This is a genomic window from Cupriavidus sp. FW305-26 (genome assembly GCF_058787975.1).
Genome location: NZ_JBYTAH010000073.1, coordinates 24,425 through 35,267, shown reverse-complemented (window position 1 = coordinate 35,267; position 10,843 = coordinate 24,425). Strand labels below are relative to the sequence as shown.

Below are 10,843 nucleotides of genomic sequence, written 5' to 3'. Positions count from 1 at the left end.
TCGCTGGAAATAGCCTCACCAACACCCCCCAACGCCCTCGCCACCACCAGATAAGCCAACACCTGCACCGCAAACGCCCCAAACGCCCACAACAAAAACATCCCAAACGTAGCGTTGTGCTGAATGCTCGACGACAACGTCAGCGAGAACCCCAGCACCGCCCCGCCCAGCGACAACGCCGCTGCAACATTGCCCTCGCGGATCAGCTGGAACTCGCGATGCGGCGTCACCCGCGTATAGACCAGCAGGAACAGCCCCAGCATGGCAAAGCTGGTGACGATATAGATCAGGTAGGCAAGCGCCGGGTGCATGGCATTGACCATAGGTTGGACTCGTTGTCAGTTGTCAGGGATGTGAATACGACATGGCGATCGGCAGGCGGCACTCAGCCGCCGCCGGAGCGTCCGGAGCTGCCGAAGCGGCTGGTGAAGCCGCCGCGCGATACCACCGGTGCGCGCGATACGGCCGCGGCGCGCATGGACAGGCCCATGGAGCGTCCGCCGCTGAGGGAGCTGCGGCGGACGGTGGCTTCTTCCACCATCGCGGCGTGCGGGGTGGCGTTGATGAAGGATTGCGTGCGCGTGCCGGTGCTGTCGTAGACGTTCATCGGGCGCAGCGGGCCGGCGGACATGTCGCGCCGGGTCTGGGTGCCGTTGGGATGGTAGACGGTGCCGCTGGACGTGTAGTACGGGCCGTACCAGCGCGCGTAGTACATGCTGCTGCCGTGGCTGGTGCCGGAGCCGCCGGTGGCGGCGTCGCTGGCGGATGCGTTCAGGCTGGAGCTGTAGATGGTGCTGGGGTCGTCGACCGGCACGCTTTCGCAGTCGTTGGGGGTGTTCCAGTCGGCTTCGCAGTCTTCCAGCGTGGCGTAGCTGGCGCGGCGCACGGTCACGCCGGGATCGTCGTCGGCGTCGTCGCTGCAGGAGCCGAGTGCCGCCACGCCGGCCACCACGGCGCAGGCGCCGATGATCCACAGCGTGGGCGAGCTGCGTTTCTGCTCGCCCGCATAGGGCTGCGGCTGCCACGCGGACCGGGGCGATCCTTTCGACTTGGGCTGGTACGGGCTGTCGTACTTTGACGGCTTGCGGCCGTTGTTGTTCTTCTTTGCCATCGGTCCTTACTCGTTCATGAAGTAGTGTGGAACGAAGAAACTGGTGTTCTTGGCGATGGGCCCGGATTCCTCGCGCACGCACAGGCCGCTGGGCACGTCGTCGACAATCCATACGCCCAGCGTGGTGTAGCGGCCGTCAAAGCGACGCGCCGGCGAATAGGCCTGGTAGATGAAGCCTTCGGCGCCGTATTCGCCGGGGTTGTGGACGTGGCCGCCTTCCGGGGTGGCAAGGGTCACGCTCTCGCCCTCGCGTGACAGGAAGGGTTTTTTGGCGTGCGGCTGACCGGCGAAATGGCTGGGGTCGAAGCTGGCTTCCAGCAGGTTCGGGTGGCCGGGAAAGAGCTCCCACAGGATCGGCAGGATGGCCTTGTTGGACAGCACGGCCTTCCACGGCGGCTCGACCCAGCGCACTGGGCTGTGTGCCAGCTGGTCGCGGTAGTCGGAGGTGGCCATCCATTCCCACGGGTAGAGCTTGAAGACGACTTCCATCGGCACGTTGTCGGCGTCATAGAAGTTGCCGCGGCCGTCGGTGCCGATGTCTTGCAGGTCGACCAGCTTGACGGACCAGCCGGCCTGCAGCGCGGTGTCCATCAGGTACTCGGTGTTGCAGATGTCTTCCTGGCTGTCGAACATGCACGCAAGGTGCAGCATGCTGGCGTTGCGGTAGTGCTTGCGCAGCCATTGCCAGCGCGCCACCAGCGCGTCGTGCAGACTGTTGAACTGGTCGGCCTGTGGCTGCACGGTGTCTTTCCAGTACCACTGTGCGACGGCGGATTCGATCAGCGAGGTCGGGGTGTCGGCGTTGAACTCGTACATCCTGGGCACGCCGTGCTGGTCCAGCGTCATGTCGAAGCGGCCGAACAGCGTGGGCTCGTCGCGGTCCCAGGAGGTGCGGATCAGTTGCGCGAAGTCCTTGTCGATTGCCAGGCGCGCGAACAGGTCGTGGTCGATCACGTGCTGCACGGCTTCCAGGCAGCGCTGGTTCAGGTCGTACGCGGCGGCGTAGAGCGTCTCCACCTCCTGCTTGCTGAAGGCGTAGGCGGCGTCTTCGCGCCAGTAGAAGAAGGTGTTGTCATCGACTTCGCGCGGGACGTTGAATTCGTCGAGCGAATGGAAGTGGAAGCCGACTTTCTCGAGTTCGCGCGGCCAGTTGCGGCGCGGGGTCTGGGGGATGCGTTGCATCAGCAGGCCATGGTCAGGGGCGATGGATCGGGCTGGGTCATGGCATCGTCCAGCAGGAAGTCGGTGAAGGCGAGCGACGTGGCGCCGGGCCGCGGCAGCCAGTCGGAGAACTGCACGCTGAGCGGTGCCCACCAGTGCGCGGCATCGGCCAGCACGGGGCGAAAGTCGAGCGCATCCGATTCCACCACGCCGCGCGCCGGGTTGGCCAGCATCCACTGCATGCCGGCGATCAGGCTCGATGCCACCTGCAGGCTGGTGGCGGTGTTGTACGGCGCCAGCGAACGCGCGCGTTGGGTGGAGAGGCGCGATCCGTACCAGACCGCGCCATGGCGGCCGCTCATCAGCAGTACGCCCAGTTCGTCCTCGCCGCACTGGATCTCGTCGCGCAGGATGCGTTCGCCGCGCACGCGCGGGGCGGCGCGTTCGTCGAGCCATTGCATCGAGGTCTGCGTGGCGGATGTCGGGCGATAGGCATAGTAGACGGTGGGGCGGTGCAGCGGCTGGCCGGCAGACTGGTCGGTCAGGTATTCGGCGATCGAGATCGATTCGTTGTGCGTGATCAGGTACGCATCGAACGGGCCATGCACCGGCGACCACGACCGCACGCGCGTGCGATGCCCTGGCCGGTCCAGCGCGATTGCCGCGCCGCTGCCGTAGCCGTGACGATAGCCATCGGGCGGCAGCGCGGGCTCATGGCTGCCCCAGCCGAGTTCGGCGTCCTGCAGGCATTCTGTGATAAAGCCTTCGGCCGACCAGGTGTTGGCGAACTCGCCGTCGCGCGGATAGCCGGGGGCTTGCTGGCTGTCGTACTCGGCGATCTGGATCACGCGCAAGTCCAGTGCGCGCGCCAGGGCAGCCCAGCCGGCGCGGTCGTGGGGCTCGGGCTGATTCAAGCCGATATTGCCGGCCAGTTCCATCAGCGCGGCCTTGACCAGCACCGAGACCAGCCCAGGGTTGGCGCCGTGCGCCACCAGCGCGGTCGGCTGCGTCTCACGGCCGCGGGCGAAGGCCAGCATCTCGTGGCGCAGCGCGTAGTTGCTCAGGTGCGAGGCCTGCGGGTCGGCTTCATAGTCCCACGGTTCGATGCCGGCATCGACATAGAACGCGCCGTGCGCTTGCGCCAGCGCGATCAGGTCGCGGCTGCAGACGGACGGTGCCAGGTTCAGCAGGAAAGTGCCAGGCCGCAGCAGCGGGCCCAGCATCGCTTCAAAGTTGCCGGCCGTGATGGTGGCGTCGATGGCATCCAGCCCGTGGCGGGCGGCCAGTTGCCGGCGCGTGCCGTCGAGCACGCGGTCCACCACGGTAATCGCTGCCCGCGGCCAGGTTCGTTCCAGCAGCGGCAGCACGGCCTGGCCGATGCAGCCAAAGCCGACGATGACGATTTGTTCGATCACGCAGACCCTTCCGCCCGTAACCGGCGATGGGCGGCCCGGGGGCGCGGCAGGACGGCCGCGCCGGCGCAGGACTGCCCTCGCCTCGCTTTATCAATTCTGATCGGAATCGCTAAATATAGCGAAGGGCAATACTATAGCCGGGCGCGGCTGGTGCCAACCGCCGGGCGGCTGGGGGTGACTTGCCTGTCAGCCGAACAGGCGCCAGGCCAACCGCGCCGCCACGCGCGCGCCCTGGTGGTCGCGGTCGTAGTGCGGGTTGTATTCCGCCAGGTCGGCCACGCGCAGCTTGCCGCTGTGGCGGGCAAGCATGGCGATTTCCTCCACCACCGTCAACGGCACGCCACAGGCCGCGGGCGCAGACACGGCCGGCATCACGGCCGCCGGCAGCGCGTCGAGGTCGATGGTCAGGTACAGGTGGTCGGTGGCATCGATGCGCGCCGCCAGTTCGGCCAGGCGCGATTCCAGGTGCCGCTCCTGCATGTCCACGTCTTCCACGTAGCAGACGCCCAGCGCATCCGCGCGGCTGAACAGCGCCGGCGTGTTGCTGAGGCGGCTGACGCCCAGGCAGACATAGTCGAACGGCTGCCCGCGCTCGGCGCAGGCGTTGGCGATCTGGTCGAACGGCGTGCCGGAGCTTGCGGGCCGGCTGGTGCGCAGGTCGAAGTGGGCGTCGATATTGATGATGAGCACGCGCCCGCCATCGTCCTGCGCATCCAGGTGCGCGCGCAGGCCTTGCCACGTGCCCCAGGCCACTTCATGGCCGCCGCCCAGCACCAGCGGCAGCCCGCCGCGCGCCAGCACGTCGCGCACGGTGCCCGCCAGCGCCAGCTGGGCTGATTCCAGCTCGCCGTCGTCACAGCTGACATTGCCGGCGTCATATAGCGCGGGCAGTCCGTGCGCCGGCACGTTGGCCAGCGCCTGGCGGATGGCGTCGGGGCCGTGCGCGGCACCGGGACGGCCCTGGTTGCGCAGCACGCCCGCGTCGCAATTGAAGCCGAGCAACACCGGTGCGCCGTCGAGCGGTGTCACGTCTGCCGCTTCCAGCGCATGCACGATGCGGAACAGGCGCGTGGTGTCGCCACGCTCGCCGTCGTCGACACGGCCCTGCCAGAGGTTCTGGGTCAGAGCCATCGTCATGCCCGCGTCAGCACGGCCTGCAGGAAGCCGCGCGTGCGTTCCTGCGTCGGCGCCGAGAAGATGACCGACGGCGGCCCGGCCTCGATGATGCCGCCGCCATCCATGACGACCACCACATCGGCCACTTCGCGGGCAAAGCCCATTTCATGGGTGACCACGACCATGGTCATGCCTTCGGCGGCCAGCACCTTCATCACCTGCAGCACTTCGCCCACCAGCTCGGGGTCCAGCGCGGAGGTAGGCTCGTCGAACAGCATCACGCGCGGTTCCATGGCCAGCGCACGGGCAATGGCCACGCGCTGCTTCTGGCCGCCCGACAGGCTGGCGGGCATGGCGTGGGCCTTGTGCGCAAGGCCGACTTTCTCAAGCAGGCCCATCGCCTTGCGCTCGGCTTCCTCGCGCGAGGCGCCGCGCAGCATGCGGGGACCGACCGTGACGTTGTGCAGCACCGACAGGTGCGGGAACAGGTTGAACGACTGGAACACCATGCCCACTTCGGTGCGCAGCTGGTTCAGCTCGTGCTCGCCGATCAGCTGGCCGTCGGTCACCAGGCGCTTGCCGACGATGTCGATGGTGCCGGCTTCGGGTTGTTCCAGGCCGTTGCAGCAGCGCAAAAAGGTGCTCTTGCCCGAGCCGCTGGGGCCGATCACGACCACGACCTGCGACGGCTCCACATCGAAGTCGATGCCGCGCAGGACGGTATGGCCGCCGAACGATTTGCCCAGGTTCCGGATCCGGATGATTGCGGAATCGCTCATTGCACCATGCCTCCCATGCGCAGCCGTTGTTCGGCGCGCCGCAGGATCAGCCCGGCCGCGCTCGTCAGGATCAGATAAACCAGCGCGATCGCCAGATAGACTTCCAGCGACCGGTACGACACGCTGATGATCTTCTGGCCCTCATGCATCAGGTCGGCAATGGTCAGCAGCGACACCAGCGCCGAGTTCTTGATGAGGGCGATGAACTCGTTGCCCAGCGGCGGAATCATGCGCACGATGGCCTGCGGCAGGATCACCGCGCGCATGGCCTGGCCGGACGACATGCCGATCGAGCGCGCGGCTTCCATCTGGCCCTTGTCCACGGACTGGATCGCGCCGCGCACGATTTCCGAGACATAGGCGCCGGAATAGATGCCCAGCCCGATCACGCCGCACACAAAGGCCGGCAGCAGGATGTTGAACTGCGGCAGCCCGAAGAACAGCAGGAACAGCTGCACCAGCAGCGGCGTGCCGCGGATGAAGGTCACGTAGGCGGTGCAGATGCTGTAGATGACGCGGCGCTTCGGGTCCAGCCGGCCGATGCCGACCAAGAGGCCCATGACGCAGCCCAGCACCAGCGCGCAGGCCGTCACCTCCACGGTGATGACGGCGCCGTGGACAATGTCATGCCAGCCGGCAAAGACAGGAGAAAAATCCAATTCCATGATGATGATCCGCGCGGCTTACTTGGCGGCCGTGCCGAACCATTTCTGGGTCAGCCTGGCGTAGGTGCCATCGGCCTTCACCTTGGCGAGTGCCGCATTGAGGGCGCGGGTCAGCTCGGGCGTGTCCTTGCGCACGGCCATGCCGTATTCCTCGGTGGTCAGCTGCTGCTCCACCATGCGCAGGCCGCCGCGGGTCTTGACGTACTGCATCGCGGCCGGCTTGCCGGTCACGGCGGCATCGGCGCGGCCGATCTCGACCAGGTTGAACATTTCCTGGTTCTTCTCGACTTCCACACGCTGCACCTGCGGATACGTGTCACGCAGGAAGCTGACCGACTTGGTGCCCACCTGCACGCTGACCTTCTTGCCGTTCAGGTCGGCCGGGGCGTGGACGGTGGTGTTGCCGCTCTTGACCAGTGCCACCAGGCCGCCGACGTAGTACGGCTCGGTGAAGTCCACCACCTTGCGGCGCTCGGGTGTGATGTAGATGCCGGAAACTGCCATGTCAAAGCGGCGCGAGACCAGCCCGGGGATCAGGCCCTTGAAGTCAATGTCGGTCCACTCAACCCGCTTGCCCATCGTCTTGGCCATGGCTTCCACCAGCTCCACGTCAAAGCCGGTGCGCTTGCCGTTCTCGATAAATTCCATCGGCGGGAAGGTGGCGTCGGTGGCCACGCGCAGCACGGCATTGTCCTGCGCTTGCGCGGCGGTGCCGAGGGTCAGGGCGGTCAGGGTTGCCAGGCCGGCCATCAGGCATTTGCGACGAAGGTTCATGGAAGTCTCCTATTCTCGGGAACGAGGGATCTGCCGTCGCATGGGTTTGCCGACGGCGGCGGTAACGAATTGCTTGGTATTCAGTAAGACTGCAGCCGCGCGGAAATCCGCATCGCCGCTGCCACGGTCATGTCGATCAGCGCGGACTCGCGCCCTTGCCGCCGCGTGGCCGGCACCATCAGCGTGATCGAGCCCAGCGCATCGGCCTTGCTGCGCCGCGAGAACAGCGGCGCGCTCACGCCCCACACGCCCGGATCCACCTCGCCCTCGCTGACGGCGTAGCCGGTCTCGCGAATGGCGGCCAGCTCGGCCAGCAGCCGTTCGGCTTCGCCTGGCTCGCACTGGGCCCGGACCAGGCGCTCGCGCGCTTCGTCGCGCATGAACGCCAGCAGCGACTTGGCCGACGCACCGGCGCGCAGCGGTACGCCGCGGCCCTTCTCGAACGAGCAGCGCAGCGACTGGCGGCTCTCCACCATCTCCAGGCACACCACGTGATCCTTGACGGCGACGACCAGGCCTACGCTTTCATCGGACTGCTGCGCCAGCAGCTGCATGTCGGGCAAGGCTTCGCGCGCCAGGTGCGAGGCCATGTCAAAGCCGAGCGCCAGTTGCAGGCTGATCGGGCCCGGCGCGTATTCGCCGTCGGACTCCAGCACGAAGCCCCAGCGCTTGAGCATCATCAGTTGCCGGTAGAGCGTGCTCTTGGGCAGGCCGGTTTTGGCAACCAGCTCGCGTACCGTGATCGGCGCGCCGTGTTGCGCCAGTGCCGCCAGCACGAACAGCACGCGATCGGCACCGCCCGCGGGCTGGGCGGGTTCGGCAGGCGTGGGTGTCGTGGGCTTCACGGCAGTGGGGTTGTCGACGGCATTCAACATAGGGCCCAAGAATAGGACCTGATTCCCATAAATCAAAACCTTGAGTCCCGGAAAATGGGAATGAATGACTAGGGATAACCCTTGGTGGCTGGCGATTTGATCCGCCAAGTGCGCGGGGCGCCGCTGCCCCGTGCTCAGTAGATGCCCGGCAGCATGCGCCAGGTCCGGTCGCAGTACGACGCGTACTCGTCGCCAAACTGGTCGCGCAACAGCGCTTCTTCCGCCCGGATGCGCGCCACCAGCACCGGCACCATCAGCAGCGTCAGCACCACGCCCACGCCGGAGCGGAATGCCAGTACCCATCCCAGCGAACTGACCAGGAAGCCGAGGTAGCTCGGATGCCGGATCACGCCATAGATGCCGGTGGTCACCAGCGTGTGCCCGGGCTGGATCGCCACCAGCCCGCTGAAGCGCCGCCCCAGCACAAACACCGGCCACAGCCGCAGCACGCCGCCGCCGGCAAACAGCGCCACGCCGGTCCAGCGCATGGTGTCGCCATCGAGCGTCCAGAAGCCGATGCGGTCGGTAAAGGGCGGCAGGTACGCCGCCAGCAGCCCGAGCACGCCAAACACTGCCAGCACCCACCGGTTGCCGCGGTCCTCGCGCATGCCGCTGCTGATATTGCCGCCGGAGAAGAGCGCGGCGATGGACAGGGCGAACAGGACCAGGGTCAGGGCCACGCGCGCCGGGTGCGCGAAGAAGGGGGCGATGCCCCCCCAGCCTGCAATCGCGATGGCCAGGTAGGCGAGCGTGCCGGCGAGAGTGGCAATTGCCAGGCCGGGAGTCGGGCGCATGGGGAACCTCCGTTGAGACGGTGGATGCACAAGCGAAGGGTAAGCCTCAGTCGGCCCGGGTGTCGAGGGCGGCCGGGTCGTGATTAAATCTGCGTCTTGCGCCGGCGCATGCGGGGGCGCAGTGAACCGCTTTCGTCACACCATCATGCCCCTGATCGACATCAAGAACCTCCAGCAAGCCGCCCAAGACTTCGGCAAGGCCCGTAACTGGGGCAAGTACCACAGCCCCAAGAACCTCGCGATGGCGCTGAGCGTGGAGGTGTCCGAGCTGGTCGAGATCTTCCAGTGGCAGACCGACGCGGAATCGCGCGCCATCATGTCCACCGACGAGCGCGAGCATGTGGAGCAGGAGCTTGCCGATATCACTATCTACCTGGCGCAGCTGGTGACGGCGCTGGGCGTGGACCTGGACGCGGCGATCCGCGCCAAGATGGAGATGAACGCCAGGAAGTACCCGCTGCCGGAATGAGCCGCCCGGCGCAGGTTTGTCGCCGCCGTCGCGATGCCTTGCCGGGGGCTTGATGCTTTGATCCAATTGATCGTGGCGGTGCTCGGAATTTGATCATTTGATCAAGCCGGCCGAGCCCTGTTTCTGCGATGCGCGGCCGCTCTGCATCGGGCCGTGTCTCGCATCCTTCTCTTCGCACCCCTTCACGCAACGCCCGCACCACCAGGCGCCGATCTCATCCGTCACTGGCACGCCCTATGCAGTCATAGGGCATGGCCCGGCAGAGGCCTGCAATGGAGACGGTGATGGCATCCCTCGGTGAAACGACGAAGACAACGGCGCAGGCCACCCGCAGCCCGCACGTACTGGCATCGCGCCTCGCCGCCGATGCAGAGCCGCACCTCGGCGCACACCTGGTCACGCCGCGTCATGGCTATGCACACCACGGCATCTACGTCGGGCGTGGCATGGTGGTGCACTACGCTGGCTATTGCCACCGGCAGCAGCGCGGCCCGGTGGAAGAACTGAGCCTGGCCGCCTTTGCTGCCGGCCATGGCATCACGGTGTTGAGCACGCCCATGGCGCGGTACAGTGCCGCTGAATCCGTCGGCCGCGCCCGCTCACGGTTGGGCGAGGACTGCTACCGCCTGCTGACCAACAACTGCGAGCACTTCTGCATGTGGTGCCTGTACGGCGAAAGCCGCAGCGAGCAGGTGCGGCATTGCCTGATGCATCCATTCAGCGGCCTGCGCCTGGCGGCGAGCATGCTGCTTTGCTGGTGCAAGACTGCGCCCGCGCCTGCATGGGACGGCGCGACGGCATGAGCTCACGACAATGGCCGGCTCGCCGTCAGGACGCACAACAGCAGTACCCCGTTCAAAGCGAGCAGTCCGCTCACCAACAGCACGATGGGCGGCGCATCCCGAGTCCGCTCGCGCAGGCGGGTGACCCCCGGCAGCCACTCGCCGCGCGTACGCCGGGACCAGCAGGCGACGCCCGCGCCGCACATGCCCAGCCACGCCAGCGTTCCCAGCGATGCCCAGCCGCGTGGTTGCGGCGCCGGCGTCGGACGAACTGAAGCTTGCTGGAGCGTCGGGCCGGAGGCTCTTTGGATCACCACAGGGGGCGCATGAATCCCCGCTTCTGCCAATGGCTCCGACGGTGGTGGAGCTGGAAGCTGCTCCGCTGCTGGTTGAGTCGCTGGCGTCGCTGAAGGTGGCGCGACCGCTGGCCGCGAGGCCTCGACCCTGACCGCAGCCTGCTTGTTCCTCGACACCTCCCGCGCCCGCGCCGCCGGCGGCGTTGGTTGCGGCGCGGCAGCCCGCGGTGGTTTCTTGCCTGGCTGCCGCCGCCAGCTGGCAAAGACCCGGTCCAGGCATGCCACCGACGTGCAGGCGTCCCGGCGCTCCCGCCAGGCGGCGATGTCGCTTCCTTGAATCGCGCCGGCGCGTAGCCGGCGCTGCTGGTCCGCGTGGATGCGCTCATGTTCGCGATGGAGCATCGCGTGATCGCAGATCAGGTCGGCGGCGTGTGGCACTGAATGCAGGCAGGACGTGCCGGCGGCGAGCGGATCGTCGCAGCGGGAAGGACGCAGCGTGGTCTTGCAGGCTATATCCGACGCCTGCGCACTGGCAGCCAGCAGAAGGCCGAACGCGATGCACGCAGCCAGCCGGCCCGAAAGCCTTGTCATCCTGTCGCCCGTGAT

Annotated in this window: 13 protein-coding genes; 2 read left to right on the top strand and 11 right to left on the bottom strand. The window is 67.0% G+C overall.

Translation table 11 applies throughout. The features are described from left to right. The 10 genes from AC3WQZ_RS29465 to AC3WQZ_RS29420 all read right to left on the bottom strand — a co-directional run. Positions 1-323: DUF350 domain-containing protein (locus tag AC3WQZ_RS29465; protein ID WP_492301766.1), on the bottom strand; the 323-nt coding region annotated here is incomplete at its 3' end. Between the two features lie 62 nt (positions 324-385). After that, positions 386-1,111 (bottom strand): hypothetical protein, encoded by a 726-nt coding sequence (locus AC3WQZ_RS29460; RefSeq protein WP_492301765.1) that lies wholly within the window; start codon positions 1,109-1,111, stop codon positions 386-388. Between the two features lie 6 nt (positions 1,112-1,117). Next, positions 1,118-2,293: a glutathionylspermidine synthase family protein gene (locus AC3WQZ_RS29455; protein WP_058697454.1), complete on the bottom strand. Its 1,176-nt coding sequence runs from the start codon at positions 2,291-2,293 to the stop codon at positions 1,118-1,120. Further along, a complete protein-coding gene (locus tag AC3WQZ_RS29450; protein ID WP_011614313.1) occupies positions 2,293-3,687 on the bottom strand; it encodes a saccharopine dehydrogenase NADP-binding domain-containing protein in 1,395 nt (464 codons plus the stop codon). Before AC3WQZ_RS29450 ends, AC3WQZ_RS29455 begins: the two co-directional genes overlap by 1 nt. A 186-nt stretch (positions 3,688-3,873) precedes the next feature. Beyond that, positions 3,874-4,824, bottom strand: coding sequence for a formimidoylglutamase (hutG, locus tag AC3WQZ_RS29445; RefSeq protein ID WP_058697456.1), 951 nt, complete (start codon positions 4,822-4,824; stop codon positions 3,874-3,876). Continuing rightward, the gene (locus tag AC3WQZ_RS29440) at positions 4,821-5,582 is read right to left on the bottom strand and encodes an amino acid ABC transporter ATP-binding protein (protein WP_013955141.1); all 762 of its coding nucleotides are present in this window, start codon (positions 5,580-5,582) and stop codon (positions 4,821-4,823) included. The genes hutG and AC3WQZ_RS29440 overlap by 4 nt, the downstream gene beginning before the upstream one ends. Continuing rightward, on the bottom strand, positions 5,579-6,247 hold the full coding sequence (locus tag AC3WQZ_RS29435) for an amino acid ABC transporter permease (protein WP_010811413.1): 669 nt from the start codon (positions 6,245-6,247) through the stop codon (positions 5,579-5,581). The genes AC3WQZ_RS29440 and AC3WQZ_RS29435 overlap by 4 nt, the downstream gene beginning before the upstream one ends. Before the next feature lie 18 nt (positions 6,248-6,265). Continuing rightward, a complete protein-coding gene (locus AC3WQZ_RS29430) occupies positions 6,266-7,021 on the bottom strand; it encodes a transporter substrate-binding domain-containing protein (RefSeq protein ID WP_010811414.1) in 756 nt (251 codons plus the stop codon). A gap of 80 nt (positions 7,022-7,101) precedes the next feature. Then, complete coding sequence (locus tag AC3WQZ_RS29425; protein ID WP_011614315.1) at positions 7,102-7,896, bottom strand: IclR family transcriptional regulator; 795 nt, start codon at positions 7,894-7,896, stop codon at positions 7,102-7,104. Positions 7,897-8,030: 134 nt separating this feature from the next. Further along, positions 8,031-8,690 carry a methyltransferase family protein gene (locus AC3WQZ_RS29420; protein ID WP_010811416.1) on the bottom strand — a complete coding sequence of 220 codons (660 nt, stop codon included), beginning with the start codon at positions 8,688-8,690 and terminating at the stop codon, positions 8,031-8,033. A gap of 145 nt (positions 8,691-8,835) precedes the next feature. Here AC3WQZ_RS29420 and AC3WQZ_RS29415 point away from each other — a divergent pair, with 145 nt between their 5' ends. After that, positions 8,836-9,159: a nucleotide pyrophosphohydrolase gene (locus AC3WQZ_RS29415; RefSeq protein WP_010811417.1), complete on the top strand. Its 324-nt coding sequence runs from the start codon at positions 8,836-8,838 to the stop codon at positions 9,157-9,159. Between the two features lie 284 nt (positions 9,160-9,443). Next, positions 9,444-9,962: a lecithin retinol acyltransferase family protein gene (locus AC3WQZ_RS29410; protein ID WP_492301762.1), complete on the top strand. Its 519-nt coding sequence runs from the start codon at positions 9,444-9,446 to the stop codon at positions 9,960-9,962. A 2-nt stretch (positions 9,963-9,964) separates the two neighbouring features. On the opposite strand, the gene AC3WQZ_RS29405 is transcribed toward AC3WQZ_RS29410, so the two are convergent. Beyond that, positions 9,965-10,828, bottom strand: coding sequence for a hypothetical protein (locus AC3WQZ_RS29405; RefSeq protein WP_439668456.1), 864 nt, complete (start codon positions 10,826-10,828; stop codon positions 9,965-9,967). Between the last annotated feature and the right edge of the window lie 15 nt (positions 10,829-10,843).

Excerpts from the sequence above, each read along its gene's own strand:
- AC3WQZ_RS29460 (WP_492301765.1), bottom strand. The coding sequence starts at position 1,111 with ATGGCAAAGAAGAACAACAACGGCCGCAAGCCGTCAAAGTACGACAGC.
- AC3WQZ_RS29415 (WP_010811417.1), top strand. The coding sequence starts at position 8,836 with ATGCCCCTGATCGACATCAAGAACCTCCAGCAAGCCGCCCAAGACTTC.
- AC3WQZ_RS29405 (WP_439668456.1), bottom strand. The coding sequence starts at position 10,828 with ATGACAAGGCTTTCGGGCCGGCTGGCTGCGTGCATCGCGTTCGGCCTT.
- AC3WQZ_RS29410 (WP_492301762.1), top strand. The coding sequence starts at position 9,444 with ATGGCATCCCTCGGTGAAACGACGAAGACAACGGCGCAGGCCACCCGC.
- hutG (WP_058697456.1), bottom strand. The coding sequence starts at position 4,824 with ATGACGATGGCTCTGACCCAGAACCTCTGGCAGGGCCGTGTCGACGAC.
- AC3WQZ_RS29430 (WP_010811414.1), bottom strand. The coding sequence starts at position 7,021 with ATGAACCTTCGTCGCAAATGCCTGATGGCCGGCCTGGCAACCCTGACC.
- AC3WQZ_RS29435 (WP_010811413.1), bottom strand. The coding sequence starts at position 6,247 with ATGGAATTGGATTTTTCTCCTGTCTTTGCCGGCTGGCATGACATTGTC.
- AC3WQZ_RS29420 (WP_010811416.1), bottom strand. The coding sequence starts at position 8,690 with ATGCGCCCGACTCCCGGCCTGGCAATTGCCACTCTCGCCGGCACGCTC.
- AC3WQZ_RS29440 (WP_013955141.1), bottom strand. The coding sequence starts at position 5,582 with ATGAGCGATTCCGCAATCATCCGGATCCGGAACCTGGGCAAATCGTTC.
- AC3WQZ_RS29455 (WP_058697454.1), bottom strand. The coding sequence starts at position 2,293 with ATGCAACGCATCCCCCAGACCCCGCGCCGCAACTGGCCGCGCGAACTC.
- AC3WQZ_RS29425 (WP_011614315.1), bottom strand. The coding sequence starts at position 7,896 with ATGTTGAATGCCGTCGACAACCCCACTGCCGTGAAGCCCACGACACCC.